The sequence below is a fragment of the Kitasatospora phosalacinea genome (assembly GCF_030268885.1).
Classification (GTDB): Bacteria; Actinomycetota; Actinomycetes; order Streptomycetales; family Streptomycetaceae; genus Kitasatospora; species Kitasatospora phosalacinea_C.
In genome coordinates this window covers 1-26,911 of sequence record NZ_BSSA01000037.1, presented here as the reverse complement: position 1 = coordinate 26,911, position 26,911 = coordinate 1, and the positions used below count along the sequence as shown (strand labels likewise).

General features: G+C 73.3%; 22 protein-coding genes, 1 tRNA gene and 1 pseudogene. 11 read left to right on the top strand and 13 right to left on the bottom strand.

The window, feature by feature from the left end; genetic code table 11:
* Positions 1-16: 16 nt before the first annotated feature.
* Both QSK52_RS34480 and QSK52_RS34475 read right to left on the bottom strand, forming a co-directional pair.
* Positions 17-358, bottom strand: a complete 342-nt coding sequence (locus tag QSK52_RS34480; protein ID WP_285740195.1) for a hypothetical protein — start codon at positions 356-358, stop codon at positions 17-19.
* Between the two features lie 29 nt (positions 359-387).
* The gene (locus QSK52_RS34475; RefSeq protein WP_285740194.1) at positions 388-2,127 is read right to left on the bottom strand and encodes a nickel/cobalt transporter; all 1,740 of its coding nucleotides are present in this window, start codon (positions 2,125-2,127) and stop codon (positions 388-390) included.
* Positions 2,128-2,533: 406 nt separating this feature from the next.
* Here QSK52_RS34475 and QSK52_RS34470 point away from each other — a divergent pair, with 406 nt between their 5' ends.
* The 6 genes from QSK52_RS34470 (at position 2,534) to QSK52_RS34445 (ending at position 9,374) form a co-directional block, all read left to right on the top strand.
* Positions 2,534-3,616, top strand: a complete 1,083-nt coding sequence (locus QSK52_RS34470; protein ID WP_435053440.1) for a HoxN/HupN/NixA family nickel/cobalt transporter — start codon at positions 2,534-2,536, stop codon at positions 3,614-3,616.
* Positions 3,617-4,399: 783 nt separating this feature from the next.
* A complete protein-coding gene (locus QSK52_RS34465; protein WP_285740193.1) occupies positions 4,400-4,621 on the top strand; it encodes a hypothetical protein in 222 nt (73 codons plus the stop codon).
* Between the two features lie 42 nt (positions 4,622-4,663).
* The gene (locus QSK52_RS34460; protein WP_285740192.1) at positions 4,664-5,911 is read left to right on the top strand and encodes an SPFH domain-containing protein; all 1,248 of its coding nucleotides are present in this window, start codon (positions 4,664-4,666) and stop codon (positions 5,909-5,911) included.
* A 351-nt stretch (positions 5,912-6,262) separates the two neighbouring features.
* The gene (locus QSK52_RS39745) at positions 6,263-7,465 is read left to right on the top strand and encodes a PP2C family protein-serine/threonine phosphatase (protein WP_435053437.1); all 1,203 of its coding nucleotides are present in this window, start codon (positions 6,263-6,265) and stop codon (positions 7,463-7,465) included.
* On the top strand, positions 7,434-7,952 hold the full coding sequence (locus QSK52_RS39740) for a hypothetical protein (protein ID WP_435053436.1): 519 nt from the start codon (positions 7,434-7,436) through the stop codon (positions 7,950-7,952). Before QSK52_RS39745 ends, QSK52_RS39740 begins: the two co-directional genes overlap by 32 nt.
* 168 nt (positions 7,953-8,120) lie before the next feature.
* Positions 8,121-9,374, top strand: a complete 1,254-nt coding sequence (locus QSK52_RS34445; RefSeq protein ID WP_285740191.1) for a tyrosine-type recombinase/integrase — start codon at positions 8,121-8,123, stop codon at positions 9,372-9,374.
* A 383-nt stretch (positions 9,375-9,757) separates the two neighbouring features.
* Here QSK52_RS34445 and QSK52_RS34440 read toward each other — a convergent pair.
* The 3 genes from QSK52_RS34440 to QSK52_RS34430 all read right to left on the bottom strand — a co-directional run bounded on the left by QSK52_RS34440 (position 9,758) and on the right by QSK52_RS34430 (position 12,227).
* A tRNA-Pro gene (locus QSK52_RS34440) sits at positions 9,758-9,834 on the bottom strand.
* Positions 9,835-9,981: 147 nt separating this feature from the next.
* Positions 9,982-11,277, bottom strand: a complete 1,296-nt coding sequence (locus QSK52_RS34435; protein ID WP_285740190.1) for an MFS transporter — start codon at positions 11,275-11,277, stop codon at positions 9,982-9,984.
* Positions 11,278-11,609: 332 nt separating this feature from the next.
* Positions 11,610-12,227, bottom strand: a complete 618-nt coding sequence (locus QSK52_RS34430; protein ID WP_285740189.1) for a TetR/AcrR family transcriptional regulator — start codon at positions 12,225-12,227, stop codon at positions 11,610-11,612.
* Positions 12,228-12,339: 112 nt separating this feature from the next.
* On the opposite strand from QSK52_RS34430, the gene QSK52_RS34425 reads away from it, so the two are divergent.
* Complete coding sequence (locus QSK52_RS34425; RefSeq protein WP_285740188.1) at positions 12,340-13,059, top strand: SDR family oxidoreductase; 720 nt, start codon at positions 12,340-12,342, stop codon at positions 13,057-13,059.
* 18 nt (positions 13,060-13,077) lie between these two features.
* Here the strand turns inward: QSK52_RS34425 and QSK52_RS34420 are convergent, their stop codons facing one another.
* A complete protein-coding gene (locus tag QSK52_RS34420; protein WP_285740187.1) occupies positions 13,078-13,530 on the bottom strand; it encodes a YbhB/YbcL family Raf kinase inhibitor-like protein in 453 nt (150 codons plus the stop codon).
* A 419-nt stretch (positions 13,531-13,949) separates the two neighbouring features.
* Between QSK52_RS34420 and QSK52_RS34415 the strand changes: the two genes are divergently transcribed.
* Together QSK52_RS34415 and QSK52_RS34410 are read left to right on the top strand one after the other, a co-directional pair.
* Complete coding sequence (locus QSK52_RS34415) at positions 13,950-14,834, top strand: helix-turn-helix domain-containing protein (protein WP_285740186.1); 885 nt, start codon at positions 13,950-13,952, stop codon at positions 14,832-14,834.
* 208 nt (positions 14,835-15,042) lie between these two features.
* Entirely contained in the window at positions 15,043-15,231 is a 189-nt protein-coding gene (locus QSK52_RS34410; protein WP_285740185.1) for a hypothetical protein, read from the top strand.
* Between the two features lie 368 nt (positions 15,232-15,599).
* On the opposite strand, the gene QSK52_RS34405 is transcribed toward QSK52_RS34410, so the two are convergent.
* The 4 genes from QSK52_RS34405 to QSK52_RS34390 are packed head-to-tail and all read right to left on the bottom strand — an operon-like array spanning position 15,600 to position 19,119.
* A complete protein-coding gene (locus QSK52_RS34405; protein ID WP_285740184.1) occupies positions 15,600-16,715 on the bottom strand; it encodes a caspase, EACC1-associated type in 1,116 nt (371 codons plus the stop codon).
* A gap of 8 nt (positions 16,716-16,723) precedes the next feature.
* Positions 16,724-17,080, bottom strand: a complete 357-nt coding sequence (locus tag QSK52_RS34400; protein ID WP_285740183.1) for an effector-associated constant component EACC1 — start codon at positions 17,078-17,080, stop codon at positions 16,724-16,726.
* Positions 17,081-17,089: 9 nt separating this feature from the next.
* Positions 17,090-18,208: a hypothetical protein gene (locus QSK52_RS34395; RefSeq protein ID WP_285740182.1), complete on the bottom strand. Its 1,119-nt coding sequence runs from the start codon at positions 18,206-18,208 to the stop codon at positions 17,090-17,092.
* On the bottom strand, positions 18,205-19,119 hold the full coding sequence (locus QSK52_RS34390; protein ID WP_285740181.1) for a hypothetical protein: 915 nt from the start codon (positions 19,117-19,119) through the stop codon (positions 18,205-18,207). The genes QSK52_RS34395 and QSK52_RS34390 overlap by 4 nt, the downstream gene beginning before the upstream one ends.
* A 282-nt stretch (positions 19,120-19,401) precedes the next feature.
* Between QSK52_RS34390 and QSK52_RS34385 the strand changes: the two genes are divergently transcribed.
* The gene (locus tag QSK52_RS34385; protein ID WP_285740180.1) at positions 19,402-21,468 is read left to right on the top strand and encodes a phosphocholine-specific phospholipase C; all 2,067 of its coding nucleotides are present in this window, start codon (positions 19,402-19,404) and stop codon (positions 21,466-21,468) included.
* Here the strand turns inward: QSK52_RS34385 and QSK52_RS34380 are convergent.
* The gene (locus tag QSK52_RS34380; RefSeq protein WP_285740179.1) at positions 21,462-22,859 is read right to left on the bottom strand and encodes an MFS transporter; all 1,398 of its coding nucleotides are present in this window, start codon (positions 22,857-22,859) and stop codon (positions 21,462-21,464) included. The genes QSK52_RS34385 and QSK52_RS34380 overlap by 7 nt on opposite strands.
* A gap of 224 nt (positions 22,860-23,083) precedes the next feature.
* Here QSK52_RS34380 and QSK52_RS34375 point away from each other — a divergent pair, with 224 nt between their 5' ends.
* Complete coding sequence (locus tag QSK52_RS34375) at positions 23,084-24,127, top strand: helix-turn-helix transcriptional regulator (protein ID WP_285740178.1); 1,044 nt, start codon at positions 23,084-23,086, stop codon at positions 24,125-24,127.
* A gap of 140 nt (positions 24,128-24,267) precedes the next feature.
* On the opposite strand, the gene fusA is transcribed toward QSK52_RS34375, so the two are convergent.
* Complete coding sequence (gene fusA / locus QSK52_RS34370; RefSeq protein WP_285740177.1) at positions 24,268-26,382, bottom strand: elongation factor G; 2,115 nt, start codon at positions 26,380-26,382, stop codon at positions 24,268-24,270.
* Between the two features lie 427 nt (positions 26,383-26,809).
* A pseudogene (locus tag QSK52_RS34365) lies at positions 26,810-26,911 on the bottom strand (IS5 family transposase); the annotation flags it as partial.

The window sequence follows — 26,911 nt, the reverse complement described above, 5'->3', positions numbered from 1 at the left end:
AGCGGTCGGCCACCAGCTACTTCGCCCGGGGCACCGCCACGTGCCCCGGGTCGCCGCCGAGGTCGGTGTACAGCCCCGTCCAACGACGATCGGTGTCGGTGGGCGGTCGGCCGTCGCAGTACGCCTTGGTGGCGTTGGCGGTGTAGAAGCGCATCATCTCCAGCACGGCCGTCGGATCGGACCGCTCCCCGCCGGTGTACCGGCTGCCCGGCTGCTGCGCCTGGTGCCGGAGGCAGGTCGGCGACGGTGTGCCGGGCTGGGCGTCGAAGCTCCCGTCCGATCCTCCGCCGCCGCAGCCCGTGAGCAGCGCGGCGGCGGTGGCGAGGAGCAGGAGCGGGCGGGTGCGGCGGGTGTCCACGGCGGTCGTCCTCCGGTGGGTGCGGGCGTTCACAGGGTGGCGGGCAGGCTGCGGACGACCAGTCCCAGCCCGACGGCCAGGATCAGCGCCGCGGTGATCAGGGCGCTGTACGGCGCGATCCGGCGGACGCGCCGGGCGAGCGGTCCGTCCTGCACCGCGGCGAGCCGGTCGCCCATCCGGACCAGGAGCAGGCCGACGGCGGTGAGGGTGGCGGCCATGCCCACGCCGTAGGCGACCACCAGGGCCGCACCGAACAGCGTCCGGCCCAGCGCGACCGCGCCGAGCAGCACCACCAGGGCGGACGGGCTGGGCACCAGGCCGCCGGCGATCCCGAGGCCGATCAGGTTGCGCCGGCTCGTCGGGGCGGGGTCGTGCCGGTGGTGGCCGCCGAACAGCCCGTGGCGGTGGCCGTGGTGACCGTGCGCCAGTTCACCGGCCCGGCCGTGGACGTGCGGATGGCCGTGGTCGTGGTCGTGGTGGTGCCCGTGGCCGTGATCGTGCGGGTGACCGTGATCGTGGTGGTGCGGGTGGCCGTGGTGCGGGTCGGGGCCGGTGCGGTGGTCGTCCGACGCGGGGTGCGGGTCGTGGTCGTGGTCGTGCGGGGTGCCCGCGGCGTGGGCGGCGGCGTGGGCGAGCTCCCTGGCATCGGCGTCGTCGGAGCCCGGCTGGGGGTGCGGGAGGTGTGCGTGCGCGCGGGCGTGGCGGGAACGGCGGACGGCGTCGCGCAGCAGCCCCGCTCCGACGACGGCGACCAGCGCCCCGCTGAGGACGCCCAGCCAGCCCAGCAGCACGTCTCCGGCCAGCGAGGAGAAGGTGGTCAGGCACAGGCCGATGACGATGACCCCGGCGGTGTGGGTCACCGTGACGGTCGCTCCGACGGTGACGGCGTCGCGGGTCCGGCCGCGCCGCCCCGCGAGGTAGGCGGCCATCACGGTCTTGCCGTGCCCGGGCAGCAGCGCGTGTCCGGCGCCGAGCACGATCGACAGCAGGACCGCGAGCAGACCCAGCGGCACGGTCAGCCGCTCAGCGGCACCGATGCCGGCGAGGCGGGCGTCCAGACCGGCCAGCCAGGCCGTCGGCCCGGAGCCGTCCGCCCGGACGGCCGCCGCACCCGCGGGCACGGCGCCGCCGCCGGGCCTGGCCCGGAACTGAGCACGGGTGACGCCGCTGGGGCTGTCCAGCAGCTCCCGCGGGTAGTCCCGCAGTTCCTTGGAGACCGACTCGGCGGGAACGTCGGAGCCCTCCAATGTGACACCGTCGCCGCGGGCGGTGATCTCGTTCCACCCCACCCGGGCCGGGTCGCTCCCGGTATCCGCCCGGATCGGGCTCCCTCCGGCGGGCAGGTACAGGTCGGCGTGGAGCACGCACTCCAGGCGGCTGGTGCGCAGACCGGCGGAACCGTCCTCGTAGCGGAACTGTGCCGAGCCGACCCGCCAGGCCAGCGGTTGGGCGGCCTGACCGGGCGTCACCTTCAGGTGCTGTGCCGTCAGGCCGCACTGCTCGGTGGCCCAGGCCGCGCGCTCGGTGTCGTCTGCGGTGCCGTCCCCGTTCCGGTCGACCTTCGGCTGCTCCTGGAGGGTGGGGATCTCGGCGGCGTCGGTGACCGCGAGCGCCTCGACGGATGCCGGCCGGACGGTGAGGCCGAGGTAGTGGTTGAGGGAGAAGTTGCCCAACGGGTGGGCACCGGCAGCGGGCGCGCCGAGGGCCATCAGGCACAGGGCCGCCGACGCGACGGCGCCCGCTCTGACAAGGAATCGTGCTGCCTGCACGCGGGCCTCCAGGAACACGGCCGGGCGGTCCACGGCCGACGGGCCCGGTGGGAGAGGGAACGAGGCGAGGTGCCCCGCAACCACCTTCGCGCCCGCCCGCCCCACGGGGAACAGCTACCACCCCGACCTGCCGGGGGATCACCCGCACGGGGCAACCCCGCCACCGGGGCCCGCCTGGGCCGGAGCCGGAGCCCGCCACCCCCGCTCCTCCGGTGGACCGGACGCCGACTACGCACTCTCACGCGCCCCCGGCGCGCCCCCTGACAGACCCCCTTTCTGCGGTGATAGTGCAAGTACGAGTCGAACGCACCCGAGCGGACGCTCGCCCCACGCCGGAAGGACGCCCGTGGCCTCCTCGTCCGCACCCCTCCCCCCGTCCCGGGCCGCCGCACCCGCGAAGATCCCGATCACCCGTCAGGAGTGGCGGCGACTGGGCACGATGGGCGCGTTCATCGCCGCCCTGCACGTCATCGGCTGGGTCACCCTGGTCGCCGTCGTCGCCCCTGAGCACCACGCCCTGGGCACCAAGACCTTCGGCATCGGGATCGGCGTCACCGCCTACACCCTCGGCATGCGCCACGCCTTCGACGCCGACCACATCGCCGCCATCGACAACACCACCCGCAAGCTCATGGAACAGCGAAAGAGACCCCTGTCGGTTGGCTTCTGGTTCTCCCTCGGGCACTCGTCCATCGTCTTCGCCCTCGCCGTCCTGCTCTCGCTCGGCGTCAAAGCCCTGGCCGGCCCCCTCCGGAACGACGGCTCCGCCCTCCACCAGGTCACCGCCCTGATCGGCACCGCCGTCTCCGGAGCCTTCCTATACCTGATCGCGATCGTGAACCTCGTCATCCTCGTCGGTTTGTGGAAGGTGTTCCGCCAGATGCGCGCCGGCCACCTAGACGAAGCCGCACTGGAAGAGCAGCTCGACAAGCGCGGCCTGATGAACCGACTGCTCGGACGCGTGACGAACTCGGTCAGCAAACCGTGGCACATGTACCCGCTGGGCATGCTCTTCGGACTCGGCTTCGACACCGCCACCGAGATCGCCCTGCTCGTCCTCGCCGGCTCCGGAGCCGCGTCCGGCCTGCCGTGGTACGCCATCCTGTGCCTGCCCGTGCTGTTCGCCGCCGGCATGTGCCTGCTGGACACCATCGACGGCTCGTTCATGAACTTCGCCTACGGCTGGGCGTTCTCCAAACCCGCCCGCAAGATCTACTACAACCTGACCGTCACCGGCCTGTCGATCGCCGTCGCCCTCCTCATCGGCACCATCGAACTGCTCGGCCTCCTCGCCGACAAACTCGCCCTGCACGGGCCCTTCTGGGACTGGATCTCCCGAATCGACCTCAACACCGTCGGCTTCGCGATCGTCGGCCTGTTCGTCGCCACCTGGCTCATCGCACTCGCCGTGTGGAGGTTCGCGCGGATCGAGGAGAAGTGGAACGTCCCCGGCCCAGCCACCACCCCCGCGGCGGTGAACGAGGGCTGACAGCACGACAGCCACCCTGCGGGCCTCTCCGAACGCGCCTGCCGGGTACGGACCTTCACCGGCTTCCTCTCTGGATCTCCCTACGATCGTGCATGGTTACTCAGGCCGAACTCTCCTTGCAGGAGACGCTGACAGACCTTGATCCCTGCACTACGGCATCAGTACGCGATACGTGCAGCGAAGCGGGTTCACCGTCCAGGAACAACCGCACCGGAAGCGAGTGCGACTGGAGACCGCCGATCGGTTCGAACACGGTGACGGCACCAGGCTGATCGCGACCCGAGCAACGTCGCACACAGTGACGAAAACTCCCTCGGGTTCGTCAACCATCTTGCTCCAAACTTGCAAATCAGCATGCGTCCCCGCTCTCCTGACCAGCACTCAGTTACCAGCCACCCGCAAACCAGCGTGCTCCATCACAGCCGGGCAGCGGGGACGTCCGGCCGTGCAGTGCCCGGCCGCTCCCTCGACGACGGTGTCGACGCCGGGAGGTGGTCCGGAGATCCGCCGATCCGGACGGTGCCCGCGCCAGCCTCCGAGCCGGGCCCGATCGGCTCCGGGCCGTGGCCGCCGGGCCTGATCCGGGCTGGGTGCCTCGTGAACGCCCATCTCCTGCGGCAGGAGTACTGTGGAGTGACCGGGGTGGCCGCGCCGTACGAGTTGCTTGCGGACATCCCGCCGAAGGACCCGACCGGGGGCCCGGTGCCTCCAGGAGAGGTGCCGCCGTGATGATTCGCGCTCGAGTCGCCCGCCGCGCCGTCGTGCCGCAGGGCACGAGGTGCCATGCACCCGTTTGACGACTCCTGCCAGAGCCCGGTCGGAGCCGTCGGAAAAATAACGGTGCCGGTACCGGCCGAAGGGCCGGGCGAGGTGCTGGTCGGCCTGCGCGGCGGGTCGGAGGTGTTCGCGGCTTGGTCCACCCGGCCGCTCGCGGTCAACACCAGGGTGGTCGTGACCGACACGATCTCCGCCCGGTCGGTGCTCGTCGAGCCGCTGCCGCCCTGAGCGCGGCAGCCCTCGCATCCCTCGCACGTGAGGTGGTTCCCCATGCTTTTCTGGCACGTGCCGGCACCCAACGAGGCCATGCTCATCTCCGGCTCCAGGCGGCAGTCGCAGGACACCCAGTTCCGGATCGTCACCGGCCACGGAAGCTTCGTCGTCCCCGTCAAGCAGAAGGCCCGCATGCTGTCCCTGGCCCTGCAGGAGTCGGAGATCGCCGAGGACTGCGTCACCCAGCAGGGCATCCGGCTCACCGTCCGCGCGGTGTGCGTCTTCAAGGTCGGCGACGACGCCGTGTCGATCGCCAACGCTGCCAGGCGCTTCCTGTCCGAGCAGAACCAGATGCAGGAACTGGTCGGCCGGATCTTCGCGGGCCACCTGCGTTCCATCATCGGTGGGCTGACGGTGGAACAGATCATCCGGGAGCGCAGCCGCGTCGCCCAGGAGGTGGTGGCAGGCAGTCACGGTGAGATGGAGAAACTCGGCATCGTGGTGGACGCCCTGCAGATCCAGGAGATCGAGGACGCCACCGGCTACATCGACAACCTCGCGGCGCCGCACGCGGCGGCAGTGGCCAGTCAGGCCCGGATCGCCCAGGCCAAGGCCGACCAGGAGGCCAGCGAACGGGAGCAGCAGGCCGCCGCGCTCAAGGCCGAGTACGAGCGGGACACCGCGATCAAGCGGGCCGGTTTCCTCGCGGAGACCGAACAGTCCAAGGCACGCGCCGCACAGGCCGGGCCGCTGGCCGAGGCCCGGGCCACCCAGGAGGTCACCGAGGAACGGACCGCACTCGCAGAACGCAATGCGGCGCTCACGGCGCAGCGGTTGGAAGCCGAGGTGCGGCGGCCGGCCGACGCCGAGGCCTACCGGAAGCGGACGCTCGCCGAGGCGGACCGGGACCGGGTGAAGTTCGAGGCCGACGCCGGCGCCTACACCGAACGGACCCTGTCCCAGGCCCAGGCGGACGCCAACGCTGCCCGTGCGGCGTCACTGCGGGACGGCAACCAGGAGCTGATCGCGGCCAACCGGATCGTGGAGAACCTCCCGACGCTGGCCGACGCAGCGGCCCGGGGGATGGCCGGCGCCGACCTGACCGTCCTGAACGGCACCGAAGGCGTGAACCAGATCGCGGCCGGCATCGTCAGCCAGGCACTGGCCGTCCTGCACTCCCTCCAGCACTCCGCGGTGCCGACGGCCGCCTCGACAGCTTCGACGAAAGACACGGCGGCCGGTGCGTCGAACGCCGACCCGAACATCAACGGCCGCCCCACTCCCCGCCTCCCCGAAGGGAGCTGACCCGGGCACTGCGCCGCGAGAGGCATCCGATGAGCTCAAGGAGTCAGGCGGTTCGTCGCACAAGGGATGACAGTGCGGTCCGGGATCTCCCCACCCGCGGCAGGTGCGCAACGGATCGCCCGCCGGGCCCGCCACGCCCGGCTGGAGATCGCCCTGCGGTCCCGCCTCAGCGGCGTGGCTGCGTACTCGTACCGAAGCGGCGCGCCGGTACCGGTTCCTGGTCACCGGCGCCGGCGGGCGGCCTAACGAGGGCGCTGGCCGTTCAACCGGATCCGGCGCCGCCCGGCACACGTCCCATCGTGCCGCGCGTCGAACGCACGGTCGTCCGGCAGAGGGATCGAAGGTGAACCGGTGGATCCGGAGGAGGACGGAACCGGGCAGGCGGGCGCTTCGGACCGCAGCCGCCTGATCGACGACGAGACGGACCGGATCGTCGGGCACCTGCGGGACCTGGCCCACACCCAGCACCGTTTCCCGGACCTGCTGGACGCGGTGACGGCGGTGGGCAGGGACCTGGGACCTGCCCGTGGTGCTCCGCCGGGTGATGACCACGGGCAGGTCCAAGTCCCTGCCCGCTATGGCGCGCTCGGCGTACTCAGCGAGGACGGCGAACGCCTGGAGGAGTTCATCCCCGTCGGGCTGAGCGAGCAGCAGGTCGCAGCCCTGTCCGGGGTAGCGCCCCCGCAGGGGCGCGGACTCCTGGCGCACCTCATAGATCACCCCGAACCGCTGCGCGTCGCGGACATCGGCGACCACCCGGACGCGACGGGCTTCCCACCGGGCCATCCGCCGATGCGGACCCTGCCGAGGGTGGCGCTCACCGGCCGCGAACGCCTCTACGGCAACCTGTACCTCTACGAGCGCCGCGACGGCCGGCCCTTCGACGACCACGACCAGGACATCCTCGTGGCACTCGCCGGGGCGGCCGGCCTCGCCGCCGAGAACGCCCGCCTCCACCAGCAGGTTCGCGCCAACGCTGAGCGTTTCCAGCGCCTCCTGCTTCCCGGCCTGCCCGATGCGGCACCCTTCGGCCTCGCGGCGATCTACCGGCCCGCCACCACCCCGAAGCAGGTCGGCGGCGACTGGTACGAGGCCCTGATGCTCCCCGACGGCACCTGTGCCCTGGTCATCGGCGACGTCGCCGGGCACGACCTGGAGTCCGCCGCCGACATGGCCCAGACCCGCAACATGCTGGCGCATCGCCGAGGTCCTCGGCAGCAGCCTCACCGGCCAGGACCCGACAGGGCCCGCCATCACTCACGCGGTAGCCCACCACCTGCTCGAAGGAGCAGAACAGGCCGCCCACAACCGCGACACCGAACTGCTCTCCTGGTACCGGCGCACCGAACTGCGCGATCTCGCCTACCTCACCGCCACAGACACCACCGGCGCAGCCCACCTGCTCCTCAACCCGCCCCACGAGCAGCTCCTGCAGTCACCGCTCTCGGACACCGCCTACTACCTGATCAACCCGCAGACCTCGCCCGCAGCACCCGACAAGCACGCACTCCTCGCAGCAGCGTTGGACTCCTCCCACAAACACGGCTTCGGTGACCTGCTGGACGAGCACGCGCCGATCATCTGCCTCCTCGAACGACGCGAAATGCGCGACACCCTTTTCAGCTGGAGCATCACGCGCCTTCCCGGCACGGTGTTCACCGACCACGTGGACTCCCCGGAGGTTCTCGCGCGAGACCTCATTCACGAGGCAGGACACCATTGGTTCACCGATGCCCCGAATGCGGCATCGGTGTCATTTTCGGAGAACCCTTCCCTCTATTCGCAGTGGCGGAATATAATACTTCACGCATTCGGATTTCTCCACGCCTGCTGGGCGTTTTCCCTCACCGCCATTACAGGGCCCAGGTGGTCGACACGGCTCCTTCTCCGGCGCAGGGCTTTCTGCGCAACTATGACCGACCAGGGCCGCCTGCTGCGGGACGCTCTGCTGGCCCTGGCCGACGCCGTCACCCTCATCACGAGCGGGCCACTGCGTAACCAGCTGTCGAAGGCAGTGGAGGCCGCCCTGCGATCAACATAGCGAGCACCACGCCCGCTCCGCCCAGGTGCGGGTCCTCACCGAAATCCGCAGGTCAGAGCCGCAATCTCGCGTTGGTGATCGCATGGTGGTCGCAGCGGTCCAGCAGGATGCGGGATCGGTAGCCTCGCGGGCTGACCAGGAAGTCAGGACCGCAGGAGGCAGACGAGAATGCGCAGTTCAGGACGGCGACGGGGCCGGGTCTACCGTCGGTGCGGATGCCGGGACGCGGACCGCCGCCAGCTCGGCGCCGGATGCCCGCGTCTTGCCGACGACAGGCACGGCACGTGGACCTTCGCCGTCGACATCCCGTCCTTCAACGGCCGCCGACGTACCGTGCGCCGCGGCGGCTTCGAGGACGCCTTCGCCGCCGAGTCGGCGCTGCGGCGCTTCCTCGAAGGCCGTCGGCTGGGGTTCGACGCCGACCCGCACGAGACGGTGGCCGCCTACCTCACCAAGTGGCTCAAGGGCATGGAGTTCCTGCTCAAGCCCACCACCTACGCCCGCTACCGCGCCTACGTGCTCGGCGAGTTGATCCCCGTGTTCGGCAAGCTGCGCCTGGAGGAACTCGCCCACGACCACATCGCCGCCTACACCCACGAACAGCTCGAAGCCGGCCGCGGCCGCCAGGCCGTCTACCACTGCCTGGCCACGCTCTCCAGCGCCCTGGGCAGCGCCGTGCGCACCCACCGCCTGCCCTTCAACGCCGCCCAGCCCCTGCCCATGCGCCGACCCCGCGCCGACGAGCGAGTGCCCTGGAGCGCGGAGCAGGCCGTCACCTTCCTCGCACACTGCCGCGACGTCGACCCCGCCTTCGCCGACCTGTTCGAGGTGATCGTCGGCACCGGTCTGCGCAAGGGGGAGGCACTCGGGCTCCAACGCCAGTGCGTCCGCATCGAGGACCGCGTCATGTTCATCCGCCACACGCTGTCCGCGGTCGACAACCACGAACTCGTCCTGACCGCGCCGAAGACGAAGAAGAGCCGCAACTGGGTGCCCCTGTCGGAGCGTGTCGCCGCCGCCCTCCAGCGCGCCATGGACCGCAGCACCGCCACCGCCAACGGTCACGTCTTCCAGGACGCCCACGGCAAGCCCCTCCACCCAGCCGCGGTCCGCCGGCGGTTCCACGAACTGCGCAAGCAGGCGGGACTCCCCCACGTCACCATCCACGACCTGCGCCACCTGGCCGCCACCATCGCGCTGGAGGGCAACGTCTCCATGGCCGTCATCTCCAAGACCCTGCGGCACTCCACCCTCTCCACCACCGCGAACATCTACAGCCACCTCACCTGGGAGGTCGCCATGGCCGCGGTGAACACCATCGAGGCAAGGCTGCACCTCGTCGAAGCCCGCGCCCAGTACGGCACCGACGCCCCCGCCGACAGCAGGCCCCTGCCGAACCCGCTCTTCAGCCACGCGGCCTGACCACCTCAGCGCCGCGGCCGGCCCGGCAGGCCGAGCCGTTCACAACCGGCGGGACCGGACGACCGGCCACCCCGCCCACAGCTGCACCCGACAAACGTGCGGTCCGTCAAACACCTGACGCCGCAGGTACTTTCGGCATGCCATTTTCCCGCGGATCCGGGCCCATTTCCGCACCGAAGAGGCGACCGGCCCTCGATCGACGACGCCCGAATGCCCGACCGGGTGAGCAGACATCCCGCCACGACCGAGACGAGGGCCCTCAACCTGCGCAGATGCCCTCAGCAGGGCGACGTGAACGAGCGTTCACGACCACATTGCGACCACCAATGGAAAAGGCCGCCCCTATCATTCCGATAGGAACGGCCTCCGACCTGCGTAAACGCTGGTCGGGACGACAGGATTTGAACCTGCGACCCCTTGACCCCCAGTCAAGTGCGCTACCAAGCTGCGCCACGTCCCGTGGTCGTCCGCCCGGTGGCCCTGGCGGGCTCCTCGGCTTTCTGACCTTGCCCCCGATCTCTCGGCGACGTGGAAAACAATACAGCACGTCGGGGGGTGCTCGCTGCCAGGTTTCGAGGGTGTGGCGGGTGGGTGGGGTCGGGGGTGGTCAGGCGGTGGGGTGGCGGGCGTCGTAGCGGAGGAAGGCGGGGCGGCGGGCGGCGAGGTAGAGGACGGCGGCGACGCAGGCGAGGCCGCCGGTGAGGATGGAGACGGTGGGGCTGGTGAGGGCGGCGACGGTGCCGGACTCGAAGTCGCCGAGGCGGGGGCCGCCGGCGACGACGACGATGAAGACGCCCTGGAGGCGTCCGCGCATCTCGTCGGGGGCGGCGACCTGCATCATCGTGTTGCGGAAGATCATCGAGACGGTGTCGGCGCAGCCCGCCGCGGCGAGCAGGAGCAGGCCGAGCGGCAGGTTGTGGACGATGCCGAAGGCGGCGATGGCGAGGCCCCAGGCGGCGACGGAGGCGAGGACGGCGACGCCGTGGCGGTGGATGCGGCCGATCCAGCCGGAGAAGAGGCCGCCGGCGAGGGCCCCGACGGCGGGGGCGGCGGCGAGCAGGCCGACGGTGCCGGCGTCGCCGCCGTAGAAGGGGAGGACGATCGCGGGGAAGAGGGCGCGCGGGAGGCCGAAGATCATGGCGGCGAGGTCGGCGGCGAAGGAGGTCCGCAGGTTGGGCTGGCTGCGCAGGAAGCGCAGGCCGTCGAGGACGGTGGCGCGCTTGCCGGTGGTGGTCTGCGGGCGCATCGCGGGCAGGCGCCACATCGCGTAGAGGGTGGCGGCGAAGGCGGCGGTGTCGATCAGGTAGGCGCTCTGCGCGCCGTACGCGGCGACGGCGACGCCGCCGAGGAGCGGGCCGACGGTCTGGCCGAGGTTCATGCCGATGGTGTTGAGGGCGTTGGCGGCGGGCAGCTGCTCGCGCGGGACGAGGCGCGGGATCATCGAGGAGCGGGCGGGCGAGCTGACCGCGAAGAAGCCGCCCTGGAGGGCGACGGCGACGTAGAGCAGGGCGACGGAGCCGAGGTGGAGCAGGGCCTGGGCGGCGAGCAGGGCGGAGACGGCGGCGAGGCCGCCGGAGCCGATCAGGCCGAGGCGGCGGCGGTCGACGCGGTCGGCGATGGCGCCGCCGTAGAGGCCGAAGACGACCAGCGGCACCAGCGAGCAGATGCCGACCACGCCGGTGAGGAAGGTGGAGCCGGTGAGGGCGAAGACCTGGATGCCGACCGCGAGGGCGGTCATCTGCTGGCCGATCGAGGAGACGGTCTGCCCGAACCAGAGCCGCCGGTAGTCGGGGCTCTGCCGTAGCGGGGTGAGGTCGGCGAAGGCGCCGCGGGTGAGGCGGCGCAGCCCGGTCGGGACGGGTCGGGGCGGCGGGGACGGGCGGGAGGGTGTTTCGGTGGGCACCCCGCCATGCTCGTTCAGCCGTTCGACGCCCGTGCGGGCGGGGTACGGGTGGACATCCCCCGGCAACATTCCCGCCCCGACGCCCTGCCTCGACGCCCTGCCTCGACGCCCTGCCTCGACGCCCCGCCCCGACGCCCCGCCCCGACGCCCCGCCCCGACGCCCCGCCCCGACGCCCCGCCCCGACGCCCTGCCTCGACGCCCCGCCTCGGCGCCCCGGCTCGACCCCCTGCCCCGGCACCCCGCCCCGACGCCCCGCCCCGGCACCCCGCCCCGACGCCCCACGCCCAGCAGGCCGACCCGCGGAGCGGCGGGCGGCGGCCCGCCCGGCGGCTCAGGCCCGCAGCAGGGTGCGGGTGAGGAGTGCGGCGAGCCGGTCGTCGAGGGGTTCGCGGGTGGCGAGCAGCCGGTACCACAGGAGGCCGAAGGCGAGGTCGACGGCGGTGGCGGGGGTGAGCTGGGGGGCGAGGGCGTCGGCGGCGTGGGCGCGGGCGAGCAGGGTGCCGAGCGCTTCGCGGCGGGGGTTCAGCAGGGTGTCGCGGAAGCGTTCGCCGAAGGCGGGGTCGATCTGGGCCTCGGCCATCAGGGCGCGCAGGGCGTCGCCGGTGGGCGGGGTGGCGGCGGCGAAGGTGGCGGCGAGGAAGGCGTGCAGGTCGGCGGCGTGGTCGCCGGTGTCGGGCAGCGGGATGTGCTGGCGGGCGTGCGCGGTGAGGGCCTCGAGCAGGACGTCGGCCTTGCCGGGCCACCAGCGGTAGAGGGTCTGCTTGCCGGTGCCGGCCCGGGCGGCGATGCCCTCGACGGTGAGGCGGGCGTACCCGGCCTCGTCGAGCAGCTCGTACGCGGCGGTGAGGATCGCGCGGCGGCTCTCCTCGCTGCGTCGGCGCCCGGTTCGGACGGGAGTTGACGTCTCGTCGGCCGGCTCGGCCGGTCCTCGGTTCGCTTGCTCGATCACGGCGACCACGCTACCTTAATTCGAGACGAGACGTCGCGGTTCGAAATTACGAGCCCGTGGCTCGCCGGATCGACGAACACCCACCGATGGATTGCTTGGGGAGAGAGCACACATGAGCGAGCGCACTGCACTGGTCGTCGGCGGCACTTCCGGCATCGGACTGGCCACCGCCCGCCAACTGCGCGCCCAGGGTGCCGTGGTGCACGTGGCGGGCCGCAGCAAGGAGCGCCTGGAGGCGCTCGCGGTGAGCGACCCGGAGCTGATCGGGCACCGGGCGGACGGCGGCGACCGCGAGCAGATCACCGAAGTCCTGGACACCGTCGGCACCCTGGACTGGCTGGTGGTCGCCCTGAGCGGCGCCGAGGGCGCGGGGCCGTTCGCCGAACTCGACCTCGGTGCCCTGCGCGGCGCCTTCGAGGCCAAGTTCTGGGGGCAGTTGACCACGGTGCAGGCCGCCCTGCCGCACCTGTCCGAGGACGGATCGGTCACCCTGGTCACCGCGATCTCGGCACGCACCGGCATGCCGGGCACCGCCGGGCTGGCCGCGGTGAACGGGGCCCTGGAGGCGATGATCCGGCCGCTGGCCGTGGAGTTGGCCCCGCGCCGGATCAACGCCGTCTCCCCCGGGCTGGTCGACACCCCGTGGTGGAACGGCCTGCCGCAGGACGCCCGGGAGGCCTACTTCGCCCAGGCCGCCGCCCAGTTGCCGACCCGCCGGATCGCCTCCGCGGAGGACGTCGCCGAGGCGGTCGTGCTCGCCGCGACCAACCGCAACCTCACCGGCACCGTCCTGGAGTCCGACGGCGGCCTGCGCCTCACCACCCTCAACTGACCACCGTCCGGGGCGAGTTCACCGGGCAGCTAGCGCCGTGGTCTGCGCGTAGCCGATGACGTGGCCGCCCATCGTGAACGCGGTGACGGCCGGCGGCGTGGCGGCGGGCAGCGCCAGGCTCGGCGTGTCCAGGGCGTAGACGGTGATCCGGTAGCGGTGGGTGCGGTCGCCGACCGGCGGGCACGGGCCCAAGTAGCCCTGCGTGCCCGCGGCGTTGGCGCCGACCACCGCGCCGGCCGACGGGTCCTGCGGCAGGCCGGTGGCGGTGGCGGGCACGTCCCACACCAGCCAGTGCCAGAAGCCGGAGCCGGTCGGCGCGTCCGGGTCGAACATGGTGACGGCGAAGCTCTTCGCCCCGGCCGGGGCGCCGTGCCACTCCAGCCGCAACGGCTGGTTGCCACCGTCGCAGCCGAACGAGTTCGCCCAGTTCGCGGGCGAGAAGCGGCCGTTGGCCAGATCGGGGCTGGTCACGGTGAACTGCTCCACCCCGTTCGGGATACCGGCCCGGACCGACACCCGCCCGAAGTCCCGCACCTCACCGCGCACTCGAGCGCTCGAATCACCGACTCCCAGCAGGGTCAGGGCAGTTGCGGCGGACAGCAGGACAGCTGCGGCGCGGAACGGACGCGACCGCGGAGCGGTGGGGGAAGGAACGGGGGCAGGACGGGAGGAAGGGGAAGCGGCGGTGGTGCGGGCGGAACGTGACATGGCGCGGGTCTCCCAGCCGGTCGTCGGATCAGACGTGCTTCTGGCGTGCTCTGGCTGCTCTGGCGAGCGAGACCCACCCTCGTCCGCCGCCCGCGCCCCGGGGAGACCTTCCGGATGCTGGCACTCGGCGTACCAGTCTCGGCGCTGGACGGCCGACCCGACCCGCACCGATGATCGGGAGCATGACCGCGCACGTACCGCCCCGCCAGGCCGAGCTGGCCGCCTTCCTCCGGACCAAGCGCGCCCGGCTGCAGCCCGAGGAGGCCGGGCTGCCGCGCGGGCCGCGCCGCCGCACCCCGGGGCTGCGCCGCCAGGAGGTCGCCCAGCTCGCCGCCGTGAGCGTCGAGTGGTACGTACGCCTGGAGCAGGGACGGGTCGGCACCCCGGGCACCGCCGTCCTGGACGCCATCGCCGAGGCCCTGCACCTCACCCCCGACGAGCACCGGCACCTGCACCTGCTCGCCCGCGGGGAGACCCCCGTCCTCCCCGCGGACGGCTCCCGGCAGCCCGCCGACGTCCGCGCGTCGCTGCGCCAACTCCTGGACGGCATACCGCTGTTCCCCGCCTACCTGACCGACCACCGGCTCGACGTGCTGGCCCACAACCCGGCCGCCCGTGCCCTGTTCGGGCCGGGGTTCGGCAGCGGGTCCGCCGCCAACACCGCCCGCATGCTCTTCCGCGACCCGGCGACCCGCACCGCCCAGCTCGACTGGCCCCGCGTCGCCCGCGAAACCGTCGGCCACCTCCGCACCGCCGCCGCCCGCCACCCCGACGACCCCCGGCTGGCCGCCCTGCTCGCCGAACTCCGGTCCCACAGACGCGAGTTCGCCCTCTGGTGGAACGACCACACCGTGCTGGAACGCTCCACCGGCACCAAGCGCGTCCAGCACCCCGAGGCGGGCGAGCTCCGCCTCCACTACGACATCCTCACCACCGGCCCCCACCACCTCTTCACCCTCACCCCCGCCGACCCCGCCACCGACCGCGCCCTGCGCCACCTCGTCACCACCCACACCGCCGCCCGCACCGCCCCGCACACCACCGTCCGCCCGATCACCGCCGCCTGAAACCTCGGCGTCGGCGACCGGACGGCGGGTGGTGCGCCCCCGGAAGCACGGAGCCTTTCGGAGGTGGCCGCCGACTGGATGGCGGTCGGCCTGGTGCCTGCGGGGAGTCCGGTGGCTACGGTGCTGTCGGAGGCCGCGTCCAGGGTGACCGGCGAGGTCGTCGTCGGGGTCGCGCCGGACGTGGCGGGGTCGTTCACAGGGGGTTGGTGTGGGTTGGTGGGACAGGGCGCCGGGGGAACGCGAGCGATGGGTGCTCGACCCGCTGGCGGGGGTGGGGCCGCTGCGCTTCGGAATGGACCCGGCGCAGGTCCGGGAGGCGCTGGAGGACGCGGGCGTCCGACCCGAGCTGACGTGGCGGACGGGGGACGTCCGGGAGTACTACCGGGAGCCGGGCTGACCGCGTTCTACGCGCCGGGGCCGCGGCTGGTCGCGGTGCTGATCGACGCGACGGGCGGGCCGTTGCTGCGGCTGCGGGAGGTCGAACTGGTCGCGCGGGTGCCCTCCGAGGCCGGCGCCGACATCCACCGCCTCGCCCTCCTCGACGGGGTCGAGGTGCGGGTGAACCGCCACGGTGAACCGGAGGTGCCGGCCTGGGGGCACACTCCTGGACGGTGGAGTACCGCTGCTAGGGAGCGTGCTCGACCGCGATCAGGAGGTGGGCCCGGCGGGGACCTGTCGCAGAACGTGACGGGGCCCCGCCAGGCTCCGGCCCGGCGGCCGGGCGCTCGGCGGTGCTGCGGGCCCCGGTGGGGCACGGCGTCACCGTCACCGGGGGCGGTCCGACATCGGAGGCTGGTCCGACATCGGAGGCTGGTCCGACATCGGAGGCTGGTCCGACCAGCTCCGCAGGGTGGCGTTGATGGTGGCCAACTCCTTTGATCCGGGGGGAAGTCGGGCAGCGGCCCGGGCCGCGACGGGCTCCAGCAGGGCGAGCGCGGCCGCCGCGCCGTGCAGGAGGCCGACGGCGTGGCCGTGGGCGTTGGCGAGTTGCAGGGCGAGCGGGTGGTCCGGGCCGAGGGAGCGGGCGGCGTCGGCGGAGACGTCGGCCAGCAGCGCCACGGCCTGGGGGCGGTGCCAGGGTTGGCGCCGGTTGCGGATGGCGAACTGGCGGTAGGCGAAGGCGGCCCGGGCCCGGAGCCCCGGCTCGGTGCACGACGTGCCGTGGGCGGGGTTGCGGAACAGCGCGAGGTGCCCGCTGGCGTCGACGGTGCGTTGCTGCGGTACGGGGGCCTGGTAGTGGCGGGGTGCGTCGGCGGGGATCTGTGCCAGGGTGACGGCCAGGTGGTGGTGGACCAGGTCGAGGGGGAGGAAGGCGGGCCCGTCGGGGACGCCCTCGCGGCAGAGGCGGAGGAGTTCCTCGCCGAAGCGGGTGAGGCCGGTGTCCTTGTTGGTCAGGGCTCTGCGGGCCCGGTCCACGGCGGTGAGCAGGTGGAGGTCGGCGGCGGCCGGTTCGTCCAGGGCGAGAGCGGCGTAGCAGCAGTCGAGGACGGCGATCCGGTGGGCGGCCCGCTGACCGACGGCGGCGAGCAGGGTGCCCACGGGGAGCGCGGTGCGGGGGACGTGGTCGCGTTCGTCCAGGGTGCCGGGGAGGGCGAGGTGGAGGTGGCCCGCCGTGCTGGTGACGCCGTGGCCGGCGTAGTGGACCAGGAACGTGTCGGTGGCCCGGGCAGCGGCGGCGGCGACCCGGTCGACCACCTCGCGGGCGCTCTCCGGGTCGACCACCCGGAGCACCTGGGAGGGGTCGAAACCACCGTCCGGGCCGGAGAGTTGGTCGGCGAGCAGCTCCATCGAGGCGACCGCCTCGGGCATGTCGGGCAGGTCGGCGTAGCGGCCGACCGCGATCAGGACGGCCCAGGAGCCGTCCGGATCGGGACGGATCAAGCGGTGGCTCATTCGGAGGAGAGGAACTCCTCGACCTGGTCGAGGAGTTCGGAGCTGTCCCGGACCGAGTCGGTGGAGATCCGGAGTTCGGTGCCGTCGGGGCGGCGCAGTTCCAGCGAGACGGTGTTCTTGCGCAGGCGGGCCTCCAGCCAGACGCAGAGCGGGCTGATCACCAGCGGACCCAACTCGGCGGCGTACTGGACCGCGTCCGCCATGCCGCCCTGCTCGTCGGGGCGGGGCGGGCGGATCCGGTTGCTGGTGAGGCCGCGCAGTTCGGCGTCGCGGTTGAGGTGCTGCTGGAGTGCCTCGGCGGCTTCGCGGACCTCGTCGTCCTCGCCGTGGAAGGCAATGGTGTAACCGGTCATGTCGGCCTTTCAGTGCAGGGTCGGAAGGTCCCCGGGGGCGGGGGGCGTCGACGGGGTCGGGGTCTCCGGCAGCCTGGCGAACAGGCGGCCGGTCCGGCCGGGGAACTCGTAGGGGAGGCGGAGTGCGGCGGTGGCCTCGTCCAGGTCCACCAGGCCGACCAACTCCTGCTCCAGTTCGGTCCATTCGGTGTCCGGGGCACCGGTCGGACGGTGGCTGTCCGGGAGCGGGTCGAGGCCGAGGGTACTGAAGTCGTGCCAGGCCCGGGCGCGTTGGGCGTCCGTACGGAGCCGGACGGCCTCGCCGCCGACCAGGCCGGCGAGCAGTTCGGGCAGGATCGGCGGGATCGGCCCGGCGGCGGCCAGCAGCATCCGGAGCCGGAAGACCCGGCCCTGGTAGCGGTGCAGTGCGTCCTCGAAGAAACGCTGCCCGGCCTCGGCCGCCGGATCACCCCGGCGGGCCTGCCCCCAGACCGGGCTGCCGACCGAGGCGCACGCCAACTGGCCGTACGTGTCCGCGAACCGGCCGAGCAACCGGCTCGCCCCGGTCGGCAGCGCGAACGGCTCCAGGCTCACCGCGAGGCAGGTCGGCACCGGTTGCCGGGCCAGTTCGGCCCAGACCGCCTCCCAGCTGCCGCCCGGCCCCAGCGGTACCGCGACGGTCGCCATCAGGCGCGGTGCACCGGGCGCGGCCAACCGGTACTGCCGGAGCTGCTTGCGGACCTCGTACAGGTCGAGCACGGCGGGTGCCGTTCCGATCGGGTACAGCTCCTCCGCCACGTCGGCCGGTGCCGCCACCACGTGCGGCGGGAGCGCGTCACCGACCAGCGCCCGGGCGGCGTCGACCGCCCGCTCGGGAGCAGCGGCCACGCCCCGGGCCAGCAGGGCGGCCCGGATGCGCCCCGACTCCCCGCCGGTGCAGCGGAGTTCGAGGTGTCCGCCGAGCCGGGGCAGTCCGCTCAGCCAGGCCCGTTCGGCCGCCCCCGCCTCGGCCCAGTGCCGACCGTCGGGCCCGCCGAGCGGCGAGCTCGGTCCGAGCACCGGGGCGATCCGGTACGCCACCCGGGCGAGGGCGGCGTCGCCGTCCGGACCGTGCGGCTCGACCGACGGGCCGCCCTGGGCGACCGTCACTGCCGGCCGGGCTCGTCGGCGGCCCACGGACCGGGTGGAGCGGGCGGCGCCGGCGGCACGGGAGCCGCACCGGGCGGAGCGGGCGGCATCGACGGCAGCCGCTGCGGTCCGACGGCCTTGACGGTCGACACCGAGGACGCCTGCGGGAACTGCACCTGCAGCTGCACCGGCCGCTGCTCGATGGCCACCACCAGGCCCTCGCGGCAGGCGGCGTGCACGGCCTCGCGCATCGCCCGCACCTGCCCGGTCCGGGACATCGCGCTGCGCAGGTCGCTGCCGCCGCTCACGTTGTCGGTGACGAACTGGACGAAGAGGCGGAACTTGCTCCTGGTGCGCCACATCTGCCAGCCCAGGTAGAGGCTGCTGCCGTAGCTGAAGACCGAGACGTGCGCGGTGCAGTCGTGCTGGGCGAGCACCAGCCCGCGGGAGACTCCGCCGTACTGCTGGGCGGCCTCGACGGACGGGGCCAGCGGGTAGCCGCGTTCGGCCACCACGTTGCAGATCTGGTTGTAGGCGGAGTCCACGTCGGCGCGGGCGTGGAGCAGGACCCGCCACTCCGCGATCGGCTCCGTCAGCTTTCCGACCAGCAGGACCACCAGGAAGGTGGCGAAGCCCACCAGCCCGGCGTAGAAGGGAACGCTGAGGAAGTCGGTCGGGTCGCTGGAGCCGTAGCGGTCGGAGCCGCTGCTGCTGTCCGCCAGCGCGATCAGCAGACCGAACAGCAGCACGGCCAGCCAGACCATCCAGGAGACCAGCAGGGCCCGGGCCGCCATCCGCAGCAGGGCCCGACCGCTGACCCGGTCGTCGAGCACCGTCTCGACCGGCATGTGCCGGAGCGTTTTGTCGAGGTAAGCGTTGTTGCCGTCCCCGCCGTTCCAACCCGGAACGGGGAGCGCGATGTCACTGGACACGCCGTGGTTCCCCTGATGATCAATCAACCGACCTGAGAGGACGACATGTTCGCACATCAACGGCGCACTGTCAGACGAACCCGGACAACGGGAGGGGACGGTCGGAGGCGCGGACGACGGCACCCGGTGCCCGGCACGCGGCGAGCGCGACTTGTCCGGACAACTCGATGCGTTCGCCCGCCGTACGCCGGTCCGTCACGGGCGGGACGACGGGCGGTACCCCGGGCGCGCTGTCCTGGGGGCACCCCCGTCCGCCCCTCACCCGTAGAGGTCGTGTCACCCATGGCTACTGCCGAACCGAACCGGCGTCGTTTCCTCCAACTGGCCGGTGCGAGCCTGGCGTTCTCGGCGCTGGCGCCCAGCATCGCGCGGGCCGCGTCGATCGCCCCGCAGGGCAGCACGGGCACCATCCAGGACGTGCAGCACATCGTGGTGCTGATGCAGGAGAACCGGTCCTTCGACCACTACTTCGGCGCGATGAAGGGGGTGCGCGGCTTCGGCGACCCGCGGCCGGTGACGCTCCCGAGCGGGAAGCCGGTCTGGTACCAGGCGAACGCCTCGAAGAAGGAGATCCTGCCGTTCCGGCCGCAGGTGAACGACCTCGGGATGCAGTTCGTCCAGGACCTCAACCACGACTGGGCGGGCGGCCACAAGGCGTTCAACGGCGGCAAGTACGACCAGTGGGTCCCGGCCAAGACCGCGACCACGATGGCGTACCTGACCCGGCAGGACATCCCGTTCCACTACGCGCTGGCCGACGCGTTCACGCTGTGCGACGCCTACCACTGCTCGTTCATCGGCTCCACCGACCCGAACCGCTACTACATGTGGACGGGCCACACCGGCAACGACGGGGTCGGCGGCGGGCCGGTGCTGGGCAACCAGGAGGCGGGCTACTCCTGGACGACCTACCCGGAGCGGCTGGAGGCGGCCGGCGTCTCCTGGCGGATCTACCAGGACATCGGCGACGGCCTGGACGCGGCCGGCTCCTGGGGCTGGATCAGCGACGCCCACCGCGGCAACTACGGCGACAACTCCCTTCTCTACTTCAACAGTTACCGCAACGCCAAGCCCGGCGACGCGCTGTACGAGAAGGCCCGCACCGGGACGAACGCCAAGGCGGGCGACGGGCTGTTCGACCAGCTGCGCCGCGACGTCGCGGCCGGGACGCTGCCGCAGGTCTCCTGGATCGTCGCCCCCGAGGCGTACACCGAGCACCCCAACTGGCCCGCCAACTACGGCGCCTGGTACGTCTCGCAGGTGCTGGACGCGCTCACCGCGAACCCGGACGTGTGGGCCCGCACCGCGCTGTTCATCACCTACGACGAGAACGACGGCTTCTTCGACCACGTGGTACCGCCGTTCCCGCCCGCCTCCGCCGCCCAGGGCCTGTCCACGGTCGCCACCGGCGCCGACTGGTTCGCGGGCAACGCGAGTTACGCGGCCGGGCCGTACGGCCTCGGGCAGCGGGTGCCGATGCTGGTGGTCTCGCCGTGGAGCACCGGCGGCTACACCTGTTCGGAGACCTTCGACCACACCTCGATCATCCGCTTCATCGAGCAGCGCTTCGGCGTCACCGAACCGCACATCTCCCCCTGGCGGCGCGCCGTCTGCGGCGACCTCACCTCCGCCTTCGACTTCACGGCGAGCAACACCGCCCCGGCCGCGCTGCCGTCCACCGCCGCCTACCTGCCCGCCGACCACAACCGGCACCCCGACTACGTCCCGACCCCGCCCGCGACCGGCACCCTGCCGCGGCAGGAGGCCGGGGCCAAGCCCACCCGTCCGCTCAAGTACGCGCCGTACGTGGACGGTTCGGCCGACGTGTCGACCGGCAAGTACGCCCTCGCGTTCAGCGGCGGACCGGCCGCGGGCGCCCAGTTCCTGGTCACCTCGGCGAACCGCACCGACGGCCCGTGGACGTACACCGCCGAGGCCGGGAAGTCGGTCTCCGACGCCTGGAACACCAGCTACTCCAAGGGCGTCACCGACCTCACCGTGTTCGGTCCGAACGGCTTCCTGCGGCGCTTCCGCAACCCCGGCAGGACCGCGGGCCCGGAGGTCACCGCCCGGCACGACGCCGCCACCGGCAACCTCGTCCTGACCTTCACCAACCCGGCCGGGGCCGACGCCGTCCTCACCGTCACCAACGCCTACGCCGGGGGCCCGCAGACCGTCACCGTCCGCCGCGGCAGCACCGTGACCCTGACCGTCGACCTCTCCACCTGCCGCCGCTGGTACGACCTGACCGTCACCTCCGACCGGAGCGCCGACTTCGTCCGCCGCCTGGCCGGGCACGTCGAGACCGGCGCCCCGTCGCTCTCCGACCCTGGCCTGCTCACCTACTGACCGCCCCGCCGGTGTCCCGGCCCGGACGACCCCGCACCGTCCGGGCCGGGACACCGCTCCCCCGGCCCGACGCCGAACCCGGTCCCTGCCGGGCCGGTCCGGACCGTCCGGCGCCCGGCGGCGCGGAAACCGATCCCCCCGGCCGCGACCAACGACCCGAGCAGCGACCAGAAGAGCGCGCCGTGCCGCTCGATCAGCGCGCCGACCATCAGCGGTCCGCCGACCGCGGACACCGCCCAGGCCAGGTTGACCAGCGCGAGGAAGCGCCCCCGCGCACCGACGGGGGCCGCGGTCGCCGCGATCGCGGTGCACGCGGGCCCGGCCAGGACCTGGCCCGCGGTGAACAGCAGCACCGCCCCCGCCACGGACCCGACCCGCCCGCCGCCGACCGCCAGCAGCGCGATCGATCCGACCATCAGCGCGGACGCCCAACCCACCACCCTGGTACGGGAGAAGACCACCAGCCGGGCCGTCGTCGCGGACTGCGCCACCACGATCACGACGGCGTTCAGGGTGAGCGCCGCGGACGGCACCCAGGCCGGCAGCCCGGCCACCTCGACCAGGTACACCGGCAGCACGACGGTCGGCACCAGCCAGCCGAACCCGAGCGCGGCCTGCGCGGCCAGCAACCCCAGCAACCGCCGCTCGCGCAGCAGCGCCCCCCACCCCGGGACGCTCCCGGCGGCGTCCTCCCCGGTCGGGCCCCCCTTCCTCCGCGCGGGGTCGGACGGACGCGCGCCCGGCGTGAGCAGCAGGGCGGCGGCCGCCAGGCTGGTGGCCGCGTTCACGACCACCACGGCCACCGCCGCGCCCGGCCACCCGGTGCCCAGCAGCAGGCCGCCCGCCGCACCGCCCAGCCCTGCGGCGGCGTTGCCGCCCGCAGTGGTGAACGCGTACCAGCGGTCCAGTTCGGCGCCCTCGGCCAGGTCCGCGACGAACCCCGGCCAGGCGGTGAAGTACAGCCGCTCCGCGGACAGCACCACCAGCATCGCGGCGACCAGCCCGGGCAGCGAGTCGACCAGCAGGTAGCCGAGGTAACCTCCGGCCACCAGCAGGTTGTTGACGACCAGCGAGGTACGGGCACCCCAGCGGTCCACCAGCGCACCCGCCAGCGGGGCGACCGGCAGGGAGAGCAGGGTGGCCAGCGAACTGCCCAACCCGACCTGGGCGACCGACAGTTCGGTGGTGAGGACGAAGAACAGGAAGGACAGCGGCACGAACATCCCGACGCCGAACGCGTCGAGCACGGTCGCCGCCACGACCCGCCGCTGCCCGGTCAGGTCCGGCACCCCGAGCCGGGCCCGCCACCGCCCGACCGCCGCAGGAGGGGACAGCGCGGGCGGCGGCGGGGAGGACGGGGACGGTGGGGAGGCGGGGAGCGCGTGGGCCATGCCCCCCACCTTCGACGCCCGCCGCCCCATCCGCCAGGGCCGACGGTGTCCGGACCCGGCACTGCCGGTTCCGGCCGGCAGCACCGGCCGCGGCCCACCCCCTTTGACACCAGGAGCCCCAATGGTCTAGACCTACCCCAGACCGGTCGAACGGGTGGACGGAGGAACGGCGGCGATGCACACGGTGACCTGCTCCGGCCGCCGCACCCCTGGCGTCGGCTGAGATGCCCGTCGCCCTCCGGGCGTTCGGCCTGAGCGACCCGGCCGATCGGCTGTACCGCGCACTCCTGCGCACCCCCCGGGCCACGGACGCCGAACTGACCGCCCGCCTCGGCCTGGCACCGGAGCAACTGCACTCCTCCCGCGCCGAACTGACCGGACTCGGGCTGCTCCGACCGTCCTGGGACGACCCGTCGCACCTGCACCCGGTGGTGCCGGAACTCGGCCTGGCCGCCCTGCTGGCCCGCCGTGAAGCCGAACTGCTCTCCCAGCGCCAGGAGTTCGAGCAGGCCCGGGCCGCCTTCGGCCAACTGCGCACCGAGGCCGCGGCCGAACGCCACCACACCAGGACGGAACACCTGATCGGGACGGACGCGATCCGCGACCGCCTGGCCGAACTCGGCGCGGGAACCTCCTCCCAGGTCCTGGTCCTCTCCCCCGGCGACAGCCCGACCAACGCACCGAACGCACCGATCACACCGAACACGCCGGATGCACCGAACGCCCCGGGCACACCGGCGACGGGCCTGCTGGACGAGTCGCTGAGCGCCGAACTGCTCGCCCGGGGCGTCGAGTTGCGCACCCTGTTCGTCGACGCGGTACGCCGCCACCCGCCCACCGTGGAGTACGCCCGCCGCCTGGTCGGGCTCGGCGGGCAGGTCCGCACCGCGCCCGCCCTGCCACTGCGCCTGGTCGTGCTGGACCAGGAGACCGCCCTGCTGCCGCTCGACCCCGAGCGCTCCGACACCGCGACCGTGCTGCACGGACGCGGACCGGTCGCCGCCCTGTGCGCGCTGTTCGACGGGCTGTGGCACAGCGCCGCACCGCTCTGCCACCCCAGGGGACGCGACCTGAACGGCATGACGGCGCAGCACTACGCCCTGCTGCGGATCCTCCAGCAGGGCGACACCGACGTGGTCGCGGCCCGGAAGCTCGGCGTCTCCGAACGCACCGTCCGACGGCTGACCGCCGAGGCGCTGGAGGTGCTCGGCGCCCGCAGCCGCTTCCAGGCGGGCGCCCGCGCCGCCGAACGCGGCTGGCTGCGCTAGACCCGGCACCGGACCGGCCGCGGCACCAGCGCCAGAAGCCGGACCCGGACCGGACCGACACCAGCACCCGCACCCGCGCCCGCACCCGGGCCGGAGCCCCGCCCCGCCGAAGAGACGGAACAGGGCCCCGGCCGGCGCCGCTACTGCTGCGCCCGCGGTGCCGGGGCGTACCCGGCGGGCCGGGTGGTGAAGGTGCCCCGGCCCTGCGTGCGGCCGCGCAACGTGCCCGCGTAGCCGAAGAGTTCGGCCAGCGGAACGGTCGCCGTCAGCACCGCGCTGCCGCCGCGCGGCTCGGAGCCGTGCACCCGGCCGCGACGGGCGGACAGGTCGCCGAGGACGCCGCCGACACCGTCCGGCGGCACCGTCGCGACCAGCTCGACGACGGGCTCCAGCAGCAGCGGGCCGCCGCGCCGCAGCGCCTCGCGCAGGGCGAGCCGTCCGGCGGTGCGGAACGCCAGGTCGGAGGAGTCCTTGACGTGGGTCGCCCCGTCGGTGAGGGTGACCCGGACGCCGGTGACCGGGTGGCCGAGCGGGCCGTCCGCGAGGGCGTCCCGGCAGCCCGCCTCGACGGCCTGCACGAACTCCTGCGGCACCCGTCCGCCGGTGACGGTGGAGCGGAACTCGAAGCCGTCCGTCCCGGGTTCGCCGAGCGGGGCGACGTCGACCACGACGTGCGCGAACTGGCCGGAGCCGCCGTCCTGCTTGACGTGCCGCAGGACCAGCCCGGTGACCTCCGCGGAGAGGGTCTCCCGGTAGGCGACCTTCGGCCGTCCGACGGTGACCTCCAGACCCGCGCGGCGCAGCTTCTCCACCGCGACCTCCAGGTGCAGTTCGCCCATGCCGGACAGCGTCCGCTGCCCGCTCTCCGGGTCGCTGCCGACCACCAGGGACGGGTCCTCCTCGGTGAGCCGGGCCAGTGCGGCGGCCAGCCGGTCGTTGTCCACCGAGCGGCGGGCCTCGACCGCGACGGTCACCACCGGGTCGGCGGAGACGGCCGGTTCGAGCACCAGCGGGGCGTTCGGGGCGCACAGCGTGGTGCCGACCCTGGCGCCCTTCGCGCCGACCACGGCGACGATGTCCCCGGCCACCGCGGTGTCGGTCTCGGTGTGCCGGTCGGCCTGCACCCGCAGGATCCGGCCGATCCGCTCGGTGCGGCCGGTGCGCGCGTCGAGCACGGTGTCCCCCTTCCGTAGCGTGCCGGAGTAGATCCGCAGGCTGCTGAGCCGACCGGTGGTGCTCGCGGAGACCTTGAACACCAGTGCGGCGAACGGTTGTTGCGCATCGGCGGCCCGCTCCTGCGGCGCCCCGTCGAACTCCCCGCGCACCGGCGGGACGTCCAGCGGGGACGGCAGGTACGCGGTCACCGCGTCCAGCAGCGGCTCGATGCCGCGGTTGCGGTACGCCGAGCCGCACAGCACCACCACCGCCTGTCCGCCGCCGGTGAGTTGGCGCAGCGCAGCGGCGAGGGTGCCGGACGCGAGGGTGCCGGTGGTGCAGTACTCCTCCAGCGCGGCGGGGTGCAGTTCGGCCACCGCCTCCGCCAGGGCCTGCCGTCGCCGGGTCGCCTCCGCCACCAACTCCTGCGGCACCTCGCCGACTTGGACGCCTTCGCCGGGCTCGGCGCCGTCCGGCCAGGTCAGTGCGCGCAGTTCGACCAGGTCGACCACGCCCGCGAACCCGCCCTCCCGGCCGATCGGCAACTGCACGGCCAGCGGCACCGGGTGGAGCTTCTCCCGGATGGAGGCGACGGCGGCGTCCAGGTCGGCACCGGGCCGGTCCATCTTGTTGACGAACGCGATCCGCGGCACGCCGTGCCGGTCCGCCTGCCGCCACACCGACTCGCTCTGCGGCTCGACCCCCGCGACCGCGTCGAACACGGCCACCGCGCCGTCCAGCACCCGCAGCGAGCGCTCCACCTCGTCCGCGAAGTCGACGTGGCCGGGGGTGTCGATCAGGTTGAGCAGGTGGCCGTCCCACTGGCAGCTGACGGCCGCGGCGAAGATGGTGATGCCGCGGTCGCGCTCCTGCGGGTCGAAGTCGGTGACGGTGGTGCCGTCGTGGACCTCGCCGCGCTTGTGGGTCTCCCCGGTCAGGAAGAGGACCCGCTCGGTGACGGTGGTCTTCCCGGCGTCCACGTGGGCGAGGATGCCCAGGTTGCGGACCAGGCCGATCGCCGAACCGGCGGTGACGGCTGCGGTGGTGGCGGCAGTGGCGGTGACAGCAGTGGCGGCAGTGGTGACGAGGTCGGTACGCATGGCCCGTGGCCCTTCGGAGTTCGCTCCTGGAATCGGCAGCGCGATGCACGGCGCCACGAGCGACGCCCGCCGACCTCACCGCACCCGCCCGCACCGCGCACACCGCCACCACCGGGGCGCCCGACGCACCGCCCGACACACGGAACGGCACACGGAACGGCACACGGAACGGCAGGTGGAGCGGCGCGCGGAACGGGGAGGTTCACGGGGTCGGACGGGAGCTCGCAGCCCCTACCGGTGCCGGCCGCGCAGCGGGCACCGGCCCGCCCGGGACACCAGGATCACCTCGAACCGCGACGGGGGAACGACAGCAGCGGTGCCGCGCACGACTGGTCCCTCCCTCTCCACATCACGGTGCGCCCGGTCGGCCGATCGGCCCGGGCGTTCTCCAGCGAGCAGAGTCTAGGGGGTGTTTCGAAAGTGCTGGTCACAGCCATTCGTTGATGGCTGCGACCAGCACGGTCGCTTCGTAGCGAACGGCGAGTTTGTCGTACCTCGTGGCGACCGCGCGGTGGCGCTTGAGGCGGTT

What these genes read in the sequence shown, in the direction of transcription:
- QSK52_RS34465 (WP_285740193.1), top strand. Translation starts at nt 4,400, where the DNA reads ATGCACCCGTTTGACGACTCCTGCCAGAGCCCGGTCGGAGCCGTCGGA.
- QSK52_RS34460 (WP_285740192.1), top strand. Translation starts at nt 4,664, where the DNA reads ATGCTTTTCTGGCACGTGCCGGCACCCAACGAGGCCATGCTCATCTCC.
- QSK52_RS34445 (WP_285740191.1), top strand. Translation starts at nt 8,121, where the DNA reads ATGCGCAGTTCAGGACGGCGACGGGGCCGGGTCTACCGTCGGTGCGGA.
- QSK52_RS34425 (WP_285740188.1), top strand. Translation starts at nt 12,340, where the DNA reads ATGAGCGAGCGCACTGCACTGGTCGTCGGCGGCACTTCCGGCATCGGA.
- QSK52_RS34415 (WP_285740186.1), top strand. Translation starts at nt 13,950, where the DNA reads ATGACCGCGCACGTACCGCCCCGCCAGGCCGAGCTGGCCGCCTTCCTC.
- QSK52_RS34400 (WP_285740183.1), bottom strand. Translation starts at nt 17,080, where the DNA reads ATGACCGGTTACACCATTGCCTTCCACGGCGAGGACGACGAGGTCCGC.
- QSK52_RS34385 (WP_285740180.1), top strand. Translation starts at nt 19,402, where the DNA reads ATGGCTACTGCCGAACCGAACCGGCGTCGTTTCCTCCAACTGGCCGGT.
- QSK52_RS34380 (WP_285740179.1), bottom strand. Translation starts at nt 22,859, where the DNA reads ATGGCCCACGCGCTCCCCGCCTCCCCACCGTCCCCGTCCTCCCCGCCG.
- QSK52_RS34375 (WP_285740178.1), top strand. Translation starts at nt 23,084, where the DNA reads ATGCCCGTCGCCCTCCGGGCGTTCGGCCTGAGCGACCCGGCCGATCGG.
- fusA (WP_285740177.1), bottom strand. Translation starts at nt 26,382, where the DNA reads ATGCGTACCGACCTCGTCACCACTGCCGCCACTGCTGTCACCGCCACT.